Consider the following 19,295-nt stretch of genomic DNA (forward strand, 5'->3'; position numbering starts at 1 on the left):
GGACACAACCCGCTGAGAACTGCCACAGGCACGACCAAAGACTTATCGGCGCACCGCACAGCGGAGCACCGATCGACATACGCAAGCCCCTGTGCGGCGCCCGCTCACCATGCGCGGCGCCCGGGGGCATGAACGGGAGAACCGCCCGGATGCTCGATATCAACGAACAGAACGAAGAGAACGAACGAAACGAAGCGGTGGGCACGGAGGGTGCGGCCCCCAAGGCCGCACCGCGCCGCCGCCGGGCGGCCAGCCGCCCGGCCGGACCCCCGCAGGGCGAGGGCGCTGCCGCTGAGGCCCCTGCCGCCGAGGAGGCGGCCCCTGCCGCCGAGCCGGTGAAGCGGGTGCGCCGTACCCGCAAGAAGGCCGAGGCCGAGCCGATCGTGGAGGCCGTGGCCGAGGCTGCGACGGTCGAGACCCCCGCCGAGGAGGCGGCCCCGGCCGCCGAGCCGGTGAAGCGTGCCCGCCGTACCCGCAAGAAGGCCGAGCCGGTCGTCGAGACCGAGACCGAGAGCGTGGCCGTCGTGCCGGAGCCGGCCCCGGTCACCGAGGAGCCGGTTGCGGAAGAGTCCGCGCCCGCCGCTGAGGAGCCCGTCGTCGAGACGGCTCCGCGCTCGCGCCGCCGGGCCGTCCGGCCGTCCACAGCGGTCTTCCAGGCTCCGGTGTTCCAGGAGCCCGCCGAGATCGTGGTCCCGTCGCGCCCGGCGGTGCCGCAGGCCGCGTTCACCGCGCCGGCCTCCGTGACGCCTGCCGAGACGTCCGCCGAAGGTTCCGAGGACCCGCGCCGCCGCAACCGCCGCCGGGCCACCGCACCGGTCGCCGCGCCTGCCGCGGACACCGCCCCGGTCGAGACCCCCGCAGCCGACGAGGAGACCGCGCCGGCCCGCCGCGGCAGCCGCCGCGCCTCCGCGCCGCCGCCGCCGAGCGCGCCGGCGGTGTTCCAGCTGTCCTCCGGCCGCGCCCCGCTGAGTGATGAGCGCCGCGCCCCGGCCGCCGTCCAGCCGGCCCCGGCCGAGCAGCAGTCCGCCGAGGACGACGCGCCGACCGGCCGCCGCCGCAACCGCCGCCGCGCGGTCTCCCCGGCCGCGACACTCGAGGCCCCGCAGCCGGTGCTGGACGAGGACGAGACCGAGGACGAGACCGACCTCGACGTCGAGGAACTCGACGAGGACTCGGCCGAGGAGCAGGACGCCCAGGGCTCCTTCGCCGGTGACGACGAGGGCCGCCCCTCGCGCCGCCGCCGTCGCGGTGGCCGTCGTCGCCGTCGCGGTGACGGCGACGACTTCGAAGCCCCCGCGGCCGCCTCCGCCCAGGAAGAGGCAGTCCAGGGCGCGCAGGGCGACTACACGGACAGCGACGACGAGGACGACGACGAGGACCTGGGCGAGGCGCTGTCCGCGTCCAGCCGTCGCCGTCGGCGCCGCCGCCGTCGCAGCGGCGACAGTGCCGCCGAGGTCGAGACCGCCGCCCCCGGGGACGACCCCGAGCGCACCGTGGTGAAGGTCCGCGAGCCGCGTCGTCGTACGGCCGCCGGCGGCGACCGCGCCGACGTCCCGTTCGACCCGGACGAGGTGCAGTCCATCAAGGGCTCCACCCGTCTGGAGGCGAAGAAGCAGCGCCGCCGCGAGGGCCGCGAGCAGGGCCGCCGCCGGGTGCCGATCATCACCGAGGCCGAGTTCCTGGCCCGCCGCGAGGCCGTCGAGCGGGTCATGGTGGTCCGTCAGAACGGCGAGCGCACCCAGATCGGCGTCCTTGAGGACGACGTGCTGGTGGAGCACTACGTCAACAAGGAGCAGGCCACCTCGTACGTCGGCAATGTGTACCTCGGCAAGGTCCAGAACGTGCTGCCGTCGATGGAGGCCGCCTTCATCGACATCGGCAAGGGCCGCAACGCGGTGCTCTACGCCGGTGAGGTCAACTTCGGCGCCCTGGGCGTCAAGGGCGGCCCGCGCCGGATCGAGTCGGTGCTGAAGTCCGGTCAGTCCGTGCTGGTCCAGGTCTCCAAGGACCCGATCGGCCACAAGGGCGCCCGGCTGACCAGCCAGATCTCGCTGCCCGGCCGCTACCTGGTGTACGTGCCCGAGGGCTCGATGACCGGGATCAGCCGCAAGCTGCCCGACACCGAGCGGGCCCGGCTGAAGAACATCCTCAAGAAGATCGTCCCCGACGACGCCGGCGTGATCGTGCGCACCGCCGCCGAGGGCGCCTCCGAGGACGAGCTGACCCGCGACGTCCTGCGGCTGCAGCAGCAGTGGGAGGACATCCAGAAGAAGGTCAGCAGCGGCAACGCGCCGACCCTCCTCTACGGCGAGCCGGACATGACCGTCCGCGTCGTCCGCGACATCTTCAACGAGGACTTCACCAAGGTCATCGTCTCCGGCGACACCGCCTGGAAGACCATCCACGAGTACGTGGCCGGGGTCGCCCCGGACCTGGTGCCCCGGCTCCAGCGGTGGACCTCCGAGGTGGACGTCTTCGCGACGTACCGCATCGACGAGCAGCTGATGAAGGCGCTGGACCGCAAGGTCTGGCTGCCCAGCGGCGGCTCGCTGGTGATCGACAAGACCGAGGCCATGGTCGTGGTCGACGTCAACACCGGGAAGTTCACCGGGCAGGGCGGCAACCTCGAGGAGACCGTCACCCGCAACAACATCGAGGCGGCCGAGGAGATCGTGCGCCAGCTGCGGCTGCGCGACCTCGGCGGCATCATCGTGATCGACTTCATCGACATGGTGCTGGAGTCCAACCGCGACCTGGTGCTGCGCCGGCTGCTGGAGTGCCTGGGCCGGGACCGGACCAAGCACCAGGTGGCCGAGGTCACCTCGCTGGGCCTGGTGCAGATGACCCGCAAGCGGGTCGGCCAGGGCCTGCTGGAGTCCTTCTCCGAGACCTGCGTGCACTGCAACGGACGCGGCGTCATCGTGCACATGGAGCAGGCCCCGCCGCCGCCGAAGGGCTTCTCCGGCCCGATGCACCTGGAGCAGGCCGCTCCGGTGGAGTCCGACGAGGACGCCGCGTCGGAGCAGGGCAGCGGCAGCGGCGGCAGCAAGCGCCGCCGTCGCGGCCGGGGCGGGGACTCTGCGTACCAGGAGGCGCCGTACCAGGTGGAGACGCCGGTGCGCGAGGAGACACTGGAGGAGCTCGCCCAGGACCTGGTCACCAACGGCCTGACGGCCGAGGACGCCGCCGAGGCGGAGGACCTGGAGATCGTGCTGCCCGAACCGGTGGTCGTGGCTGCGCCTGTTGTGGTCGAACCTGCCCCGGTGGACGCCGCGGTCCAGGCCGAGGCCGAGGAACTGGCCGAGGCGATGATCGAGTCCTCCGCGCGCCCGGGGCGGACCCGCCGTCGCGCGGTCCGCAAGGCGACCTCGCCTGCGGGGCCCCCCGCCGCGCAGGAGGCGGCCGTGGTGGTCGTCCCGGCGCGGACGCCCGAGCCGGCGGCAGTCGAGCCCGAGGTCGTGCCGGAGCCGGAGGTCGCTCCCGAGCCGGTGCTCATCGCCGAGCCCGTTGCCGAGCCCGAGGAAGCGCCCGCTGAGGCTGTGGTCGAGGCCCCGGCCCCGCGTAAGCGTGCCCCACGCAAGACTGCTGCCAAGAAGACGGCGGCGGTCGAGGGCGAGCCGACAGAAGAGAACGCCGCCCCGGCCAAGAAGGCCGTGAAGAGGGCCCCGGCCAAGAAGGCGGCTGCTGACAAGGCGCCGGCGAAGAAGACTGCGACTGACGGGACGCCGGCCAAGAAGACCGCCGCCAAGCGCGCCGTCAAGAAGACCGCGAGCACGGACGCTCCCGCCCCCGAGGCGGCCGAGTAGCAGCGCACGCGCAGCCGCAGCCCGTACCTGTCTCCGTTCCGAGGACAGGTACGGGCTGCGGCGTTGCCGGGCGGACCCTGTCCCACCTGGGGCGGTTTGACCCGCAGGCCGTGGTTCCGTAGCCTTGACCCTCGGCGTGCTTTGCATTTCGGCACCGTCACGCCCCGCTCCTGAGCAACCACCTTCCGAGCTTCGCGCCCGGGAGAGGCCCCCTGCCGTTCCACTGCGGGGAGTGCTGGCATCAGGGGCTCCGACCGAGTGATGAGAGTGGGTTCGCGGTGTACGCGATCGTGCGTAGCGGCGGTCGGCAGCACAAGGTTGCTGTCGGCGATGTGTTTGAGTCCGACAAGGTTGACGCCAAGGTCGGCGAGACCGTTGAGCTTTCGACGATCCTGGTCGTCGACGGTGACTCGGTCACCAGTGACCCCTGGGTCCTGGCGGGCGTGAAGGTCTCCGCCGAGGTTGTGGACCACCACAAGGGCGAGAAGATCAACATCCAGAAGTACAAGAACAAGACCGGTTACCGCAAGCGCATGGGCCACCGTCAGCGCCACACCGCGCTCCGCGTGACCAGCATCAACACGGCGAAGTAAGGGGAGGCGGAAATGGCTCACAAGAAGGGCGCAAGCTCTACTCGTAACGGTCGTGACTCGAACGCTCAGCGCCTCGGCGTCAAGCGCTTCGGCGGCCAGAAGGTCAACGCCGGCGAGATCCTCGTCCGCCAGCGCGGCACCCACTTCCACCCCGGTTCCGGCGTGGGCCGTGGCGGCGACGACACCCTGTTCGCGCTGAACGCCGGCGCGGTGGAGTTCGGCACCCGCCGTGGCCGTCGCGTCGTGAACGTCGTCCCGGTCGCCTGATCCAGGCCTGCCGTTGGACGTCCCATACACGACACTGAGGGTGGATCGGAACATTCCGGTCCACCCTCAGTGTTTGCACCACCGGTCCCATTCGAACATTCCTGTTGCCTATCGAGAGGCGCTCCAACCATGACCACCTTCGTGGACCGCGTCGAGCTGCATGTCGCCGCGGGTAACGGAGGCCACGGCTGCGCCTCCGTTCACCGGGAGAAGTTCAAGCCGCTGGGCGGCCCCGACGGGGGCAGCGGCGGCAAGGGCGGCGATGTGCTGCTCGTGGTCGACCCCCAGGTCACCACGCTGATCGACTACCATCACCACCCGCACCGCAGCGCCACCAACGGCAAGCCCGGCGCCGGCGACCACCGCACCGGCGGCGACGGCAACGACCTGGTGCTGTCGGTGCCGGACGGCACCGTGGTGCAGGACAAGCAGGGCAACGTGCTGGCCGACCTGGTCGGCTTCGGCACCACCTTCGTGATCGCGGCCGGCGGCCGCGGCGGCCTGGGCAACGCCGCGCTGGCCTCCTCCCGGCGCAAGGCCCCCGGCTTCGCGCTGCTCGGCGAGCCCGGCGAGAGCCTGGACATCGTCCTGGAGCTCAAGTCCGTCGCCGACGTGGCCCTGGTGGGCTACCCCAGCGCCGGCAAGTCCTCGCTGATCTCGGTGCTCTCCGCAGCCAAGCCGAAGATCGCGGACTACCCCTTCACCACCCTGGTCCCCAACCTGGGCGTGGTCACCGCGGGCGACACCACCTACACCATCGCCGACGTGCCCGGGCTGATCCCCGGCGCCAGCCAGGGCAAGGGCCTCGGCCTGGAGTTCCTGCGCCATGTCGAGCGCTGCGAGGTGCTGGTGCACGTGCTGGACTGCGCCACCCTGGAGACCGACCGCGACCCGCTCTCCGACCTGGACACCATCGAGGCCGAACTGGCGCTCTACGGCGGCCTGGAGGACCGGCCCCGGCTGGTCGCCCTGAACAAGACCGACGTCCCGGACGGGCAGGACCTCGCCGACATCACCCGCGCCTCGCTGGAGGAGCGCGGTCTTGAGGTGTTCGACGTCTCCGCGGTGTCCCGCAAGGGTCTGCGCGAGTTCAGCTTCGCCCTGGCCCGGATCGTCGCCGAGGCCCGCGCGGCCAAGCCGGTCGAGCAGGTCACCCGGGTGGTGCTGCGGCCCACCGCGGTGGACGACGCCGGCTTCACCGTCAGCTACGACGCGAACGAGGACCTCTACCGCATCCTCGGCGGCAAGCCCGAGCGCTGGATCAAGCAGACCGACTTCTCCAACGACGAGGCCGTCGGCTACCTCGCGGACCGGCTGGCCCGGCTCGGCGTCGAGGTCGAGCTGGCCAAGGCCGGGGCCAAGGAGGGCGACACCGTCGTCATCGGCGCCACCGAGAACGCCGTGGTCTTCGACTGGGAGCCGAGCATGGCCGCGGGCGCGGAGATGCTGGGCCGCCGCGGCGAGGACCACCGGTTCGAGTCCCCGCGTGACGCGGTCACCCGTCGCCGCGAGAAGGAGGCCGTCCGCGACGACGCCGCCTCCGAGTTCGCCCGGTTCGACCCGCTGCCGCGTCGTGAGATCGAGCCCGCCGCCGAAGAGTTCGACGAGTACGAGGACAACTGACCAGCATGAGCACGCCGTACAACAAGACGCCGCACACCCCGCTGCCCAAGGCGGAGCTGCACCTGCACATCGAGGGCACCCTGGAGCCCGAGCTGGCCTTCGCGCTGGCCGAGCGCAACGGCGTCGACCTGCCGTACGCGACGCCGGACGAGCTCCGCTCCGCGTATGCCTTCAGTGACCTGCAGTCCTTCCTGGACCTGTACTACCGGCTGACCGCCGTACTCCAGACCGAGCAGGACTTCGCCGACCTGGCGGAGGCCTACCTGGAGCGCGCGGCGGCGCAGGGGGTGCGGCACGCCGAGATCTTCTTCGACCCGCAGGCGCACACCGCCCGCGGCGTGGAGATCGGCACGGTGATCCGGGGGCTGTCCGCGGCGCTGGGGACCAGCCTGGAGCGCCACGGCGTCTCCACCGGGCTGATCCTCAGCTTCCTGCGCGACCTCTCCGCCGAGGACGCCTTGAGGACCCTCGCGGACGCCGCCCCGTACCTGGACCGGATCTCGGCCGTCGGCCTGGACTCCGCCGAGGTCGGCCACCCGCCGGCCAAGTTCACCGAGGTGTACGCGGAGGCCAAGCGGCTCGGGCTGCGGCTGGTCGCGCACGCGGGGGAGGAGGGCCCGCCCTCCTACATCACCGAGGCGCTGGACCTGCTCGGCGTGGAGCGGATCGACCACGGCATCCGTTGCCTGGAGGACGAGGCGCTGGTGGCCAGGCTGGTGACGGAGCAGATCCCGCTGACCGTCTGCCCCTTCTCCAACGTCCGGCTGCGCTGCGTGGACCGGCTGGAGGAGCACCCGCTGCCGGCGATGCTCGCGGCGGGTCTGCTGGTCACCGTCAACTCCGACGACCCGTCCTACTTCGGCGGCTACGTCGAGGACAACTACCAGGGACTGCGTACCGCCCTCGGACTGACGGACGATCAACTGCGGCTGCTGGCGCGGAACTCCTTCAAGGCGTCGTTCCTGGACGAGGCCCGCAGGGCCGAACTGCTGGCCGAGCTGGACGCGTACCTTCCCACCTCGTGAAACGAAGATGAGCCCGGTGTCCGCTTCGCGTACATTGCTGCGCGGCGGACACGAACCATGAGCCCGGGAGCGGACGACGTGACAGGCACCCTGCGGGACGACGTGCTCAAGGCGCGCCGGATCGTCGTCAAGGTCGGTTCCTCCTCGCTGACCACCGCGTCCGGCGGTCTGGACGCGGACCGGGTGGACGCCCTGGTCGACGTCCTCGCCAAGACCCGGACCGAGGGCGCCGAGGTGGTGCTGGTCTCCTCCGGAGCCATCGCCGCCGGGCTGGCCCCGCTGGGGCTGGCGAAGCGGCCCAGGGACCTGGCCCGGCAGCAGGCCGCCGCCAGCGTCGGCCAGGGGCTGCTGATGGCCCGCTACACCGCCTCCTTCGCCCGCTACGGGCTGCGCGCCGGGCAGGTGCTGCTCACCGCCGAGGACGCCAGCCGGCGCGCGCACTACCGCAACGCGTACCGCACCCTGGAGCAGTTGCTGGTGATGGGCGCGGTGCCGGTGGTGAACGAGAACGACACGGTGGCCACCGCCGAGATCAAGTTCGGCGACAACGACCGGCTCGCCGCGATCGTCGCGCATGTGGTTCGCGCGGACCTGCTGGTGCTGCTCTCGGACGTGGACGGGCTGTACGACGGCGACCCCAGCAAACCGGGGAGCAGCAGGATCGACGAGGTGCGCGGCCCCGAGGACCTGGCCGGGGTGACCATCGGCAGCGCGGGAAAGGCCGGGGTGGGCACCGGCGGCATGGTCACCAAGGTCGACGCGGCCAGGATCGCCACCGGCGCGGGCATCCCGGTGGTGCTCACCGCCGCCAGCCACGCCGCCGACGCCCTGGCCGGGCGGGCCACCGGCACCCTGTTCCACCGCACCGGGCGGCGCTCCGCCGACCGGCTGCTGTGGCTGGAGCACGCCAGTGCTCCGCGCGGCGCGGTGCGCCTGGACGCCGGGGCGGTGCGGGCCGTGGTCGAACGCCGTACCTCGCTGCTGGCCGCCGGGGTTACCGGAGTTGAGGGTGATTTCGCTGCGGGCGATCCGGTGGACCTTCTTGACGAAAACGGCCACATCGTAGCGCGAGGGCTGGTCAACTTTGATGTAAGGGAGCTTCCCCGGCTGCTGGGGAGGTCCTCCCGGGACCTGGCGCGGGAGCTGGGTCCCGAGTACGAGCGCGAGGTGGTGCACCGCGACGACCTGGTGGTGCTTCCGGACGCCCGGGAGCACTGAGCGGGGGCCGTCCTGACAGCGTTGTCCGCCGTACGTACTGCACCGCCCGAGATCGTCGACAGGAGGCCGCCGGTGGGACGCAGGCGCCAGGGTGCGAGATCTGCGGGGACGGCCGATCCGGTGCTCACCAGCATCAACGGGGGCGCGTCCAGGACGGCGCGCGCCGATGCCGCGACCCAGGACGCCCCCGGCCCGTCGGCCTCCCTGGAGGAGGACGGCAGCCGGGCCCGGCTCTGGCATGTGGTGCTCAGCGTCGCGGGCCCGGCCACCCCGCTGACCGAGCTCAAGCGCGGTCTCGAACAGCTGGCCCACGACCACACGCCCTTCCTGACCGCGCGCTATGCCGCCGACCACGGCGAGATCCGCTACTGGGAGCAGGCCGAGGACCTCCAGGACGCGGCGGCGATGGCCCTGCGGCTGTGGGGCGAGCACAAGGCCACCGCGCAGCTCCCGCCCTGGGAGATCGTCGGCCTGGAGGTCGTGGACCGGCCGACCTACCACAAGCGGATAGCGGAGGGCTACGGAGAGTCACGGGCCTTCCTCGGCGGGGTCCATCCGTACTGAGGTCCGGCCCCGGACGGATAGGCTTTCCGCCATGAGCAGCAGCCCCGAATCCGACCTCCCCCTCGACGGCACCCCGCTGACCGCGTTCCCCTCGCCGGACCTGCCCTCCCCGCTGCCGCAGTCGCCGGTGCTGAGGGCCGCCTACCGGGCCAAGGCCGCGGCCAACGAGCTGGCGCCGCTGCCGCGCACGCCCAAGGACGAGGCGCTGCTCGCCATCGCCGACGCCCTGGTGGTGCGCACCCGGGAGATCGTCGAGGCCAACGCCGAGGACATTGAGCGGGCCCGGGAGGCGGGCACCAGCGAGTCGATCATCGACCGGCTGACGCTGAACCGGGAGCGGGTCGCCGCCATCGCCGCGGATGTGCGGCATGTCGCCGGGCTGCCCGACCCGGTCGGCGAGGTCGTCCGCGGCTCGACCCTGCCGAACGGCCTGGACCTGCGCCAGGTGCGGGTGCCGCTGGGCGTCGTCGGGATCATCTACGAGGCCCGCCCCAATGTCACCGTGGACGCGGCCGCGCTCTGCCTGAAGTCCGGCAACGCGGTGCTGCTGCGGGGCTCCTCCTCCGCGTACTCCTCCAACCGCAAGCTGGTGGAGGTGCTGCGGGACGCCGTCGGGGGCGCCGGGCTGCCGGCCGACTGCATCCAGCTGGTGCCGGGGGAGAGCCGGGAGTCGGTGACCGAGCTGATGCGGGCCCGGGGCATGGTGGACGTGCTGATCCCGCGCGGCGGGGCGGCGCTGATCCGCAACGTCGTCGAGAACTCCACCGTTCCGGTGATCGAGACCGGTACCGGCAACTGCCATGTCTACGTCGACGCGGAGACCGACCTGGCCATGGCGGTGCAGATCCTGGTGAACTCCAAGGCCTCCCGGCCGAGCGTCTGCAACGCCGCGGAGACCCTGCTGGTGCACAAGGACGTCGCCGACGCCTTCGTCCCGCTGGCGCTGGACGCGCTGGCCGAGGCCGGGGTGACCGTGCACGCCGACGACCGGGTGCTGGCCTACGCGCCGGACTCCAAGGCGACCGTCGTCCCGGCGACCGTCGAGGACTGGGAGACCGAGTACCTCTCCTACGACATCGCGGCCGGCGTCGTGGACTCGCTGGAGGCCGCCGTCGCGCACATCCGGCTGTGGTCCTCGGGCCACACCGAGGCGATCGTGACGACCTCTCAGTCCGCCGCCCGCCGGTTCACCCAGCTGGTCGACGCCACCACGGTCGCTGTCAACGCCTCGACCCGGTTCACCGACGGCGGCCAGTTCGGCTTCGGCGCGGAGATCGGCATCTCCACCCAGAAGCTGCACGCCCGCGGTCCCATGGGCCTTCCCGAGCTGACCTCAACCAAGTACATCGTCACCGGCGACGGGCATGTACGGGGGTGAGCGGCCGGTGACGGCAGGGTGGCCTGTGCAGTAAGGCACAGACAAGCGCGGGACCCGGCGCTACTCTGCTGGGAGTGGTGCGACCGAGTACCTGGGGGGTCCCGTGAATCCCGATGGCTTCGACACCGGCTCCGGCGATGCTGACGCCGGACAGCCCGACAGCGACCCGGCCGACATCTTCGACGGCATGGTCTTCGACGAGGCGTTCGTCCTCGCCGCGCTGATCCATGAACCGTCGGCCGCCGAGCGCAGCCTGGCGTTGCGCGCCCCCGGCCGCCGCCGGGGCAGGGCCGCAGCCGGCTCCGCCGCGGGCCGGACCGCCACGGCGGGCCGGCCGGTGACCCCGTTCGGCCCTGCGCGGGGACGGCATCAGGCTCACCCCGGCCGCTGGCAGCGGATCATCGCCCGGCTGATGCTGGTGGTGATCGGGATGCTCGCGGTGATGGTCGCGGCAGCCGCCGTCTACCGGGGCACCGGAAGCGAGAGCGGCCAGTCGGTGCAACGGCCCACCAGCGGAACCGGGGGCAGCGCCTCGGCCCCGGTCTCCTCGACGGCAGCGACCGCGTCGCCGCGCTAGCCATGCCGTCCTGACCTCGATCGGGTCCCGGCCGGGTGAGGAATCTCTCAGAACCGGCCCAGAAGTTGGCCTATGAGCACCCTTCACTGTCCTTGGACCGACATACCCTTGTGCCATGGCAGGCCGGGCGGAACCACCGGAGGGCACGCCCGAGGGCGGTGCCGGTGGCGATGACGAGTTCCGATCCGTCGTTTTCGACGAATCGTTTGTGAGGGCTGCCCGGATCCAGGAGCTCTCGGCGCAGGAACGGCTGTCGGCCGGCAGCCGGCCCATCCGCGGCCGGGGCCTGCGTGGCGGCGGGCTCTCGCGGCAGGCGCTGGCGCTGATGCTGCTGGTCGCGATCGCCTTCTCGGCCGCCGTGTACCTGGGGACCAAGCATCCCTACCCCCAGGCGGGCGCCGGTTCCGCCGCCGAGCTCAGCATGACCGTGGTCGCCCTGCAGCCGGGTGCCGGCGGCGTCCCCACGCTGGCGCCGGTGGCGAGCGGGAGTGCCACGGCCACCGCTACCACCACCGCGGCCGTGACCGCGACGGCGAGCGCCAGTGCGGGCGCCAGTGCGGGCGCGTCCGCGTCGACCGAGGTCGACCCCAGGAACTACGCGCTGGGACCCGCCGGACTCATCCTGCCCAACGCCGGAGCGACCGACCACTTCAGCAAGAACCAGGTCGCCCAGGCGCTGATCCTGGCTCAGAACTACGTGGAGGTGTCCTCGCTGGACACCGGCGTCCTGTTCGGCGGCAGGACCGATCTGGTCCGCGACCTGCTGGCGTCCGGGCAGCGGAGCCAGTTCGACCAGAGCATCAGCAATCCGGCCGACGACGGCAAGCACGAGGCGACCGGCTGGCTGGTGCGCTTCGACGCGTCGAAGGTGAAGGCCGCCGCAGGCCAGGAGACCCGGGTACAGGGTTCGTTCACCGTGCCGCAGGAGGTGGACGGCGCGCTCCAGCTGACCGGTGACCACACCTTCGTCTACGCGCTGACCCCGGTGTCCGCCGACGGGACCCAGCAGCCCACCGTTCTGTTCACGGTCCGCAGGCAGGTCGTCTACCGCTTCACCGCTGCGGACCTCGCCGCCAACCGGGTCGAGCTGACCACCTCGGCGACCGAGGCCGGCCCGATGGCCTGCGACGCCGCGAGCGCCGCCAGGTACTTCACCCCGGCCCTGCCGACCACGACGGCAACGGCCGCCGCCTCCACGAAGGCGAGCCCCGCCGCTTCCGCCGCTGTCTCCGCCTCGCCGACCCAGGCCGTCGTCGACCCCTACGACCAGAGCCGCAGCGTCTGGTCCCTCTGCGGGGTCATGAGCGGGCCGACGCCCTGAGCAGAGCCAGGACGTCGGCCAGGTTCGAACGGAACTGCTGAGCGGCCGTCAGGCCGGTGCCGCGCCCGGCTCGGCCGGTGGCTCGGTCGTGGTGTCGTTGCTGCCGCCACGGTTGCCGGCACTGCGACTTCCGGAGAAGGCATCCCGCAGCTTGCCGCCGATGTCCCCGGCGCCGCCGGCCACATCGCGGATCAGACCCATCAGCGGGTCCTTGCTCTCCTTGAAGGACTGCGCGTAGGAGTCCGCCGCCGCCTTCATCTGGTCGGTGACCGAGGCGTCGCCGTCCTGCTCCCGGCGCGGGTAGGCCCCGGCCATGATGGAGCTGTACTCCTCGCTCTCGGCCCACTTCTTCAGCTTCTGCACCCGCACCGCCACGAACGGGTGGGTCTGCGGCAGCAGCTGCAGCAGCTTGATCACGCCGTCGCGCAGGTCCCCGGCGCGGTCGTACTCGTCGGCCTGCTCCAGGAAGGCGTCGGTGTTCATCTCGTGCAGGTGGTGGCCGCCGGCCAGCTTCATCAGGCCGCGCATCGACGCCTGGAGGTCCTGGCCGACCAGCAGCCCGGCCCGGTCGCAGGAGATCTCCGACTTGCGGAACCACTCCTTGAGCGCGGTGATGATCGCCAGGACGGCGATCCCGCCCAGCGGGATCCAGGCGATCCTGGTGGCCAGGTTGGTGAGGATGATCAGCATGGTCCGGTACACGGCGTGCCCGGACATGGCGTGGGCGACCTCGTGGCCGATCACGGCCCGCATCTCCTCCTCGTCGAGCAGTTCGACGAGCGAGGTGGTCACCACGATCACCGGGGAGTCCATGCCGATGCACATGGCGTTCGGGACCGGGTCCTGGGTGACGTAGAGCGGCGGGACCTTCTCCAGGTCCAGGATGTAGGCGGCGTCCCGCACCATGTCGTGCAGGTGCGCGAACTGGCGCTCCGAGGCGCGGACCGCGGAGGCCAGGAACATCAGCCGCACGGCGCGCTCGGAGACCATGCCGCCGAGCTTCTTGAGGATGTCGTCGAAGCCGCTGAGCTTGCGCAGCGCAACCAGCGCGGAGCGGTCGGCGGGGTGCTCCCAGGCACGAGTGGAGATGCCGGGGAAGCGCTTGCGGTTCCGGCTCGGCACGCTGCCTTCGGTGGGTTGGGTCATCTGCTGCTTCCTCCCGATCGACAGCGGACCCCGGCGCCACCGCCGGGCCCCCGCCGTCCTGTGTAAGTCCTCTGCTGCACAGCTGCTTTCCGCCCTGCTGCCGCTCGTCCCCGGAACTTCGTTCGCCACACTACGCCGGGCGGCCCACGACGACCGGCGATCCCGCCGACAATTCCGCACCGGGCCGGGTCTAGGCTGAGTCGTCCGGCCGTACCCCCGAGGAGTCCCGCCCCATGCGCACCACCACCGCTCTGCAGCAGCTGGCCGCCATCTCCAACGGCAGCGGCCCGGGGATGTTCCTGCGGATCATCGTCATCTGCGCCGTCGTCGGCGTCGTCTTCCTCGCTGTCTTCCTGCTGCGCGGCTACCGCGAATGAGCGCACACGGAGTCAGACGTGTGGAGCCGCCGAGCAGTTCCTGGTGTGCTGCCCGTACCATGAGCACGATCCAGCAGGCCCCCCGCACGCCTCCGAGTCAGAAGGTCCGCCACCGATGAGCCTCCACGCAGCCGCTGCGCCCGTCCGCTCCGTCCTCGCGGAGAGCAGTGACGCCCACCACAGCCTCAACCCGATCGTGACCGGCGGCGGCGCGCTCGTCGTGCTGCTGATCCTGCTCTTCCTCACGACCCGCTTCAACAAGGACCGCTAGTCGCCCGGCCGCCCGGCCTCGGCCGGGCGTACCTCCGTCGCGCGGACCACGTAGGGTGAGCGCTCATGGGAGAGCAGCCTGAGCTCGGAGACGGGCCAGTGAAGAAGCGCATCGGCGTCATGGGCGGCACCTTCGACCCGATCCACAACGGCCACCTGGTCGCCGCCAGTGAGGTGGCCAGCCAGTTCCACCTGGACGAAGTGATCTTCGTCCCCACGGGTGAGCCCTGGCAGAAGGACCGCCGGCCGGTGTCCCCGGCCGAGGACCGCTATCTGATGACGGTCATCGCCACCGCCTCCAACCCCCAGTTCTCGGTCAGTCGCATCGACGTCGACCGCAAGGGGCCGACGTACACCACGGACACCCTGCGGGACCTCCGTGCCGAGCACGCCGACGCGGACCTCTTCTTCATCACCGGCGCCGACGCGCTGAGCCAGATCTTCTCCTGGCGGAACGCCGAGGAGCTCTTTGACCTCGCGCACTTCATCGGAGTGACCCGTCCAGGGCACACTTTGTCGGACCCGGGTCTGCCCGAGGGAGGCGTGTCCCTGGTCGAGGTGCCCGCGCTGGCCATCTCCTCCACCGACTGCCGGGTCCGGGTCGCCCGTGGCGAGCCGGTCTGGTACCTGGTACCGGACGGTGTGGTCCGCTACATCGACAAGCGCAGGCTCTATCTCGACCCGAGCAGCACGAACTGAAAGGGGCTGGGTCGCCGTGACCGGAACCGCAGACCGCCGGGAGCCGGAGGGCGAGCCGCAGCCGCAGTCCTACGGCTACGAGCAGCAGGCGTACGGCTACGGGCAGTACCCGGACTATCCGTCCCAGCCCGAGGAACCGGTCTACCAGCCGGCCTACGGCTACGACAGCTACGGCCGGCCGATCCAGCAGCAGGGGTATGCGGACCCCGGGTACCAGGACGCCGGCTATCAGGACGCCGGTTACCAGCAGCAGCCCCAGTACCCGGACCCGGCGTACCAGGACCCGGCCTACGGCTACCAGCAGCAGCCCCAGTACCCCGCCTACCCGACCGGGTACGAGCAGCAGGCCCAGCCGGCGTACGACACCGGCCAGTACGCGATCCCGCAGCAGCAGCCGGCGCCCCCGGTGGAGTCCGTGCCGCCGGCGCGGGCGACCGCGGCCCCGGCCGGCCCTGCCGTGCCGACCTCGGAGGAGTTCGCCTTCGTCGACGACGCGGAGGAGTCCGACGACGTCATCGACTGGATGAAGTTCAGCGAGACCCGAGGCGAGCGCCGGGACGAGCGCCGCAAGCAGCTGCGCACCCGGCTGATCGCCCTCGCCGTGGCGCTGGTCCTGATCGCCGCCGGCGGGGCCGGCTACGTGTGGCTGCGCGGTTCCTCGTCCGGGACCGTCGCCGCCTCGACCCAGCGCACCGTCATCGCGGTCCACCTGCACGACCTCAACAAGAACATCTACACCGCGCTGCTGGTCTCCAACCCGGCCTCGGGGCAGGGCAGCACGCTGCTGCTCCCGGGCACCCTGGCCGTTCCCACCGACAGCGGCGGCGCCTCGGTGACCCTGGCCTCCTCGGTGAACGCCCAGGGCAACGCCGCGACCCGGGACGGACTGCACGCGCTGCTCGGCGCCGACGTCTCGGCGACCTGGTCCCTCTACACCCCGTTCCTGCAGAACCTGATCGACCTGCTCGGCGGGATCACCGTCGACTCCAACACGACGATCACGCAGAACGGCAAGGACCTGGTGAAGCCCGGCAAGGCCATCCTCACCGGCGCCGCGGCGATCGCCTACGCCGACTACCAGGCCAACGGCGAGAGCGCCGGAGCGCAGCTGTCCCGCTACGGGCAGGTGCTGGCCGGGCTGGTCCAGGCGATGCCCCAGGACGCGACCTCGGCCGCGAGCGACATCACCAAGATGGGCGCCGTCGCCGACCCCTCGCTGCCGGACGCCACCCTCGGCGCGCTGATGGCGGCCCTGTCCAAGGACGCCCAGGGCGGCAAGTACTCCACCCGGACGCTCCCGGTGAACGCCAACGGGACGCCGGCGAGCAGCGCGGGCGACCTGGTGAAGCAGCTGCTCGGCGGCACGGTCACCACCAGCAGCGGTGCCACGGCGGCCCGGGTGGCGATCACCGACGCCACCGGCGACGGCAACAAGGCCAACCTCGCCGAGGCCGCCGTGGTCAACGGCGGCTTCACCCTCGTCCCCGGCAACTCCAAGGCCCCGTCCACCCGGAGCACCAGCAGCATCAGCTACAGCGACGACACCCGCGCCGCCGAGGCCAAGCAGCTCGCCCAGGACCTCGGCCTGCCGACCACAGTGGTGACCAAGGTCACCAGCGCACAGTCCGCGGACCTGGTGGTGGTACTCGGAAAGGACTACCAGGGCTGACGACGCCGAAAACGCCGGAGCGGGCCGTCTGCCGTCCATGAGATCCTGGAAGGCATCCGTGTCCCCGAACCGAGAGCATCCTGTGACCGCGACAGACCGGGCCGTAGCACTTGTCACCACCGCCGCCCAGGCGGCAGCCGACAAGCTGGCCCAGAACATCATCGCCTTCGACGTCAGTGACGTCCTGGCCATCACCGACGCCTTCGTGATCGCGTCCGCGCCCAACGACCGCCAGGTCAAGGCCATCGCGGACGCCATCGAGGAGCAGCTCGCCAAGGAGCACGCGACCAAGCCGGTGCGCCGCGAGGGCGAGCGCGAGGGCCGCTGGATCCTGCTCGACTTCCTGGACATCGTGGTCCATGTCCAGCACTCCGAGGAGCGCTCCTACTACGGCCTGGAGCGGCTCTGGAAGGACTGCCCGGAGATCGCGTTGCCCGAGGACGCCATCGCCAGCCGGAACCGCCCCGGTGACGAGGAGTACGTCCGCGAGCCCAACGAGTTCGACCACGTCGAAGCCGTACTGCAGGCCGAGGCTGATCGGAGCATGCGCTGAACGGGAGCACCCGCGGTCGCGGCAGGCGTGTCGTCTTCTGGCGGCACGGCCAGACCTCCTGGAACCTCGAAGGCCGCTTCCAGGGCAGTACCGACATCCCGCTGACGGACACCGGCCGGTCGCAGGCGCAGCGCGCCGCCCGGCTGCTCGCGGCCCTCAGCCCGGATGCCATCGTCTCCTCCGACCTCCAGCGCGCGGCGCACACCGCCGCCGAGCTGTCGGCGGTCACCGGGCTTGAGGTCACCCACGACCCCGGGCTGCGCGAGACCTACGCGGGCAGCTGGCAGGGCCTGACCAACGAGGAGATCCAGAAGCAGTACGGCGAGGAGTACCGCGCCTGGAAGCTCGGCGAGCCGGTCCGCCGGGGCGGCGGCGAGCTCGGCACCGAGGTCGCCGACCGCGCCGTGCCGGTGGTCATGGACGCGGTGAAGCTGCTCCCGGACCGCGGCACCGTGGTCGTGGTCAGCCATGGCGGGACCATCAGGATGGCCATCGGCCGTCTGCTGGGGCTGGACTCCTCGAACTGGGAGGCGCTCGGCGGCCTCAGCAACTGCTGCTGGTCGGTCCTGGGCGAGGGCGCCCGCGGCTGGCGGCTGCTGGAGCACAATGCGGGGACCCTGCCGGAACCGGTGATCGGGGACGACACCTGAGGGGTGGGCGCGGGGTCGGATTTCGCAGTTCGGCCCTCCTGCCGCTAAAGTTTCCTTCGTTCGCACAGCCGGAAACGGCTGGGGGAACAGCGGGGCTGTAGCTCAGTTGGTAGAGCGCTTGCATGGCATGCAAGAGGTCCGGGGTTCAATTCCCCGTAGCTCCACGCAGTAAATAGCAGGGAACAACGCAATACGGGGCTGTAGCTCAGTTGGTAGAGCGCTTGCATGGCATGCAAGAGGTCCGGGGTTCAATTCCCCGTAGCTCCACAGAAGAAGAGTTGACGAGATCCCGCCCGATCAGTGCGATCGGGCGGGATCTCGTGGTTGTGGGGGCTACACGGCCTCGGCCTCGATCTGGGCGGTGAGCGGGGCGGCGTCGTCGTGCGCGGCTGCGGAGGCAGGCGCCCACCGGATCCGGGTCGCGCACAGGGCCACGATCAGCGCGGAGGCCGCGACCGCGCCCATTCCCCAGGTCAGGCCGCTGGCGTTGGCGATGAAGCCGATCACCGGGGGCCCGGCCAGCAGGCCGACCGTCCCCATGGTGGCGACCAGGGTCAGCGCGTCCGACCCCTGGGCCGCCGCCGCGACGTAGACGCAGGGGGTCACCGCGGCCACGCCCAGGCCCACGCAGGCGAAGCCGATCAGCGCCGGCAGCACGCCGCCGGCCAGCAGGGCCAGGGCCAGTCCCAGCGCCGCCAGGGTGCTGCCGGTGCGCACGATCAGCCCGTCGCCCCAGCGGCCGCGCCAGCCGTCGGTCAGCAGGCGGGCCAGCACCATGGTCACCGAGACGACCGCGATGCCCATCGGCGCCAGCCCCGCCGACGCCCTGGCGACGTCCTTGAGGTAGAGCGAGGACCAGTCGTTCATGGCCCCTTCGGTGATGGTGCCGAAGGCCATGGCCAGGCCCAGCCACAGCGTCAGCTGGCCGGGGAGGGTGATCCTGCCGCGCTTCTTCTGCTGCGGTGCGGCAGTGGCCGGTTCGGCGGGCTTGTCCTGGGTCAGCAGACCCGGGCGGGCGTAGCCGACCGCCAGCAGCAACAGGCCCATGGCGACGGCGAAGTGCACCGCCAGCGAGGAGGTCAGCAGGTTCATACCGGAGGCCAGCAGCGCGGCGACCAGCGATCCGCCGCTGAAGGTGGCGTGCAGCGTGGCCATGGTGTTGCGCCGGAACCGTACCTCCAGGGCCGCGCCCTGCGCGTTCATCGCCACGTTCAGCGCGCCCACCAGCACACCGTCGGCGCACATCACCACCAGCGCGGTCGGATAGTTCGGCAGCTGCGCCATGGCCAGCAGCAGCAGCGCCAGACCGAGCGCCGACAGCAGCGACAGCCGGCGCGAGCCCAGCCGCTTCATCAGCAGCGCCACCAGCGGGAACGACGCGACCGCTCCCACGCCGGTGGCCATCAGCAGCAGGCCCACCTGCGCGGAGCTCAGGTCCAGGTGCGCCTTGATCGCCGGTATCCGCGAGGCCCAGGTGGCGTACTGGAACCCGAGCGAACAGAACAGCGCCACCACCGCCAGCTGGGTCCGGCGAAACTCGTCCTGAACACGGAACATGG

Annotated in this window: 18 protein-coding genes and 2 tRNA genes; 18 read left to right on the forward strand and 2 right to left on the reverse strand. The window is 71.5% G+C overall.

The genetic code is table 11. The annotated features are described in order from the left end of the window. Nucleotides 1-149: 149 nt before the first annotated feature. The 10 genes from ABH941_RS19765 (at nucleotide 150) to ABH941_RS19810 (ending at nucleotide 12,372) form a co-directional block, all read left to right on the forward strand. Complete coding sequence (locus ABH941_RS19765) at nucleotides 150-3,806, forward strand: Rne/Rng family ribonuclease (RefSeq protein ID WP_370130735.1); 3,657 nt, start codon at nucleotides 150-152, stop codon at nucleotides 3,804-3,806. A gap of 278 nt (nucleotides 3,807-4,084) precedes the next feature. Further along, entirely contained in the window at nucleotides 4,085-4,399 is a 315-nt protein-coding gene (gene rplU, locus ABH941_RS19770; RefSeq protein ID WP_030250665.1) for a 50S ribosomal protein L21, read from the forward strand. 12 nt (nucleotides 4,400-4,411) lie between these two features. Then, nucleotides 4,412-4,666, forward strand: a complete 255-nt coding sequence (rpmA, locus tag ABH941_RS19775) for a 50S ribosomal protein L27 (protein WP_370130736.1) — start codon at nucleotides 4,412-4,414, stop codon at nucleotides 4,664-4,666. 129 nt (nucleotides 4,667-4,795) lie between these two features. Continuing rightward, entirely contained in the window at nucleotides 4,796-6,289 is a 1,494-nt protein-coding gene (gene obgE / locus ABH941_RS19780; RefSeq protein WP_370130737.1) for a GTPase ObgE, read from the forward strand. A 5-nt stretch (nucleotides 6,290-6,294) separates the two neighbouring features. After that, the gene (locus ABH941_RS19785; RefSeq protein ID WP_370130738.1) at nucleotides 6,295-7,314 is read left to right on the forward strand and encodes an adenosine deaminase; all 1,020 of its coding nucleotides are present in this window, start codon (nucleotides 6,295-6,297) and stop codon (nucleotides 7,312-7,314) included. Between the two features lie 102 nt (nucleotides 7,315-7,416). Continuing rightward, a complete protein-coding gene (gene proB / locus ABH941_RS19790; protein WP_370130834.1) occupies nucleotides 7,417-8,532 on the forward strand; it encodes a glutamate 5-kinase in 1,116 nt (371 codons plus the stop codon). Between the two features lie 72 nt (nucleotides 8,533-8,604). After that, nucleotides 8,605-9,096, forward strand: a complete 492-nt coding sequence (locus ABH941_RS19795) for a hypothetical protein (protein ID WP_134005130.1) — start codon at nucleotides 8,605-8,607, stop codon at nucleotides 9,094-9,096. A 31-nt stretch (nucleotides 9,097-9,127) separates the two neighbouring features. Then, entirely contained in the window at nucleotides 9,128-10,474 is a 1,347-nt protein-coding gene (locus tag ABH941_RS19800) for a glutamate-5-semialdehyde dehydrogenase (protein ID WP_370130739.1), read from the forward strand. A 103-nt stretch (nucleotides 10,475-10,577) separates the two neighbouring features. Beyond that, on the forward strand, nucleotides 10,578-11,051 hold the full coding sequence (locus ABH941_RS19805; RefSeq protein ID WP_370130740.1) for a hypothetical protein: 474 nt from the start codon (nucleotides 10,578-10,580) through the stop codon (nucleotides 11,049-11,051). Between the two features lie 115 nt (nucleotides 11,052-11,166). Further along, a complete protein-coding gene (locus ABH941_RS19810) occupies nucleotides 11,167-12,372 on the forward strand; it encodes a hypothetical protein (protein WP_370130741.1) in 1,206 nt (401 codons plus the stop codon). A gap of 48 nt (nucleotides 12,373-12,420) precedes the next feature. On the opposite strand, the gene ABH941_RS19815 is transcribed toward ABH941_RS19810, so the two are convergent. Continuing rightward, nucleotides 12,421-13,518 carry a M48 family metallopeptidase gene (locus ABH941_RS19815; protein ID WP_370130742.1) on the reverse strand — a complete coding sequence of 366 codons (1,098 nt, stop codon included), beginning with the start codon at nucleotides 13,516-13,518 and terminating at the stop codon, nucleotides 12,421-12,423. Between the two features lie 233 nt (nucleotides 13,519-13,751). On the opposite strand from ABH941_RS19815, the gene ABH941_RS19820 reads away from it, so the two are divergent. The 8 genes from ABH941_RS19820 (at nucleotide 13,752) to ABH941_RS19855 (ending at nucleotide 18,003) form a co-directional block, all read left to right on the forward strand. Then, on the forward strand, nucleotides 13,752-13,895 hold the full coding sequence (locus ABH941_RS19820) for a hypothetical protein (RefSeq protein WP_166682523.1): 144 nt from the start codon (nucleotides 13,752-13,754) through the stop codon (nucleotides 13,893-13,895). 115 nt (nucleotides 13,896-14,010) lie between these two features. Continuing rightward, nucleotides 14,011-14,166 (forward strand): hypothetical protein, encoded by a 156-nt coding sequence (locus ABH941_RS19825; RefSeq protein ID WP_370130743.1) that lies wholly within the window; start codon nucleotides 14,011-14,013, stop codon nucleotides 14,164-14,166. Between the two features lie 65 nt (nucleotides 14,167-14,231). Next, nucleotides 14,232-14,864, forward strand: coding sequence for a nicotinate-nucleotide adenylyltransferase (gene nadD, locus ABH941_RS19830; RefSeq protein ID WP_370130744.1), 633 nt, complete (start codon nucleotides 14,232-14,234; stop codon nucleotides 14,862-14,864). Nucleotides 14,865-14,880: 16 nt separating this feature from the next. Continuing rightward, entirely contained in the window at nucleotides 14,881-16,533 is a 1,653-nt protein-coding gene (locus ABH941_RS19835) for a LytR C-terminal domain-containing protein (protein WP_370130745.1), read from the forward strand. An 82-nt stretch (nucleotides 16,534-16,615) separates the two neighbouring features. Further along, on the forward strand, nucleotides 16,616-17,086 hold the full coding sequence (gene rsfS / locus ABH941_RS19840; protein ID WP_370130746.1) for a ribosome silencing factor: 471 nt from the start codon (nucleotides 16,616-16,618) through the stop codon (nucleotides 17,084-17,086). Continuing rightward, entirely contained in the window at nucleotides 17,083-17,736 is a 654-nt protein-coding gene (locus ABH941_RS19845) for a histidine phosphatase family protein (RefSeq protein ID WP_134005147.1), read from the forward strand. Before rsfS ends, ABH941_RS19845 begins: the two co-directional genes overlap by 4 nt. Before the next feature lie 91 nt (nucleotides 17,737-17,827). Further along, a tRNA-Ala gene (locus tag ABH941_RS19850) sits at nucleotides 17,828-17,900 on the forward strand. 30 nt (nucleotides 17,901-17,930) lie between these two features. Continuing rightward, nucleotides 17,931-18,003: transfer RNA gene (locus ABH941_RS19855), tRNA-Ala, on the forward strand. A 66-nt stretch (nucleotides 18,004-18,069) separates the two neighbouring features. Here the strand turns inward: ABH941_RS19855 and ABH941_RS19860 are convergent. Then, nucleotides 18,070-19,293, reverse strand: coding sequence for an MFS transporter (locus tag ABH941_RS19860; RefSeq protein WP_370130747.1), 1,224 nt, complete (start codon nucleotides 19,291-19,293; stop codon nucleotides 18,070-18,072). Nucleotides 19,294-19,295: the final 2 nt, after the last annotated feature.

Origin of the sequence: Streptacidiphilus sp. EB103A, from assembly GCF_041261405.1 — a bacterium.
In the GTDB taxonomy this organism is placed as follows: domain Bacteria; phylum Actinomycetota; class Actinomycetes; order Streptomycetales; family Streptomycetaceae; genus Streptacidiphilus.

Coding starts and splice junctions, on each gene's coding strand:
- ABH941_RS19820 (WP_166682523.1), top strand. CDS start 13,752: ATGCGCACCACCACCGCTCTGCAGCAGCTGGCCGCCATCTCCAACGGC.
- ABH941_RS19785 (WP_370130738.1), top strand. CDS start 6,295: ATGAGCACGCCGTACAACAAGACGCCGCACACCCCGCTGCCCAAGGCG.
- ABH941_RS19765 (WP_370130735.1), top strand. CDS start 150: ATGCTCGATATCAACGAACAGAACGAAGAGAACGAACGAAACGAAGCG.
- obgE (WP_370130737.1), top strand. CDS start 4,796: ATGACCACCTTCGTGGACCGCGTCGAGCTGCATGTCGCCGCGGGTAAC.
- ABH941_RS19860 (WP_370130747.1), bottom strand. CDS start 19,293: ATGTTCCGTGTTCAGGACGAGTTTCGCCGGACCCAGCTGGCGGTGGTG.
- ABH941_RS19800 (WP_370130739.1), top strand. CDS start 9,128: ATGAGCAGCAGCCCCGAATCCGACCTCCCCCTCGACGGCACCCCGCTG.
- ABH941_RS19815 (WP_370130742.1), bottom strand. CDS start 13,518: ATGACCCAACCCACCGAAGGCAGCGTGCCGAGCCGGAACCGCAAGCGC.
- rpmA (WP_370130736.1), top strand. CDS start 4,412: ATGGCTCACAAGAAGGGCGCAAGCTCTACTCGTAACGGTCGTGACTCG.
- ABH941_RS19810 (WP_370130741.1), top strand. CDS start 11,167: ATGGCAGGCCGGGCGGAACCACCGGAGGGCACGCCCGAGGGCGGTGCC.
- nadD (WP_370130744.1), top strand. CDS start 14,232: ATGGGAGAGCAGCCTGAGCTCGGAGACGGGCCAGTGAAGAAGCGCATC.
- ABH941_RS19825 (WP_370130743.1), top strand. CDS start 14,011: ATGAGCCTCCACGCAGCCGCTGCGCCCGTCCGCTCCGTCCTCGCGGAG.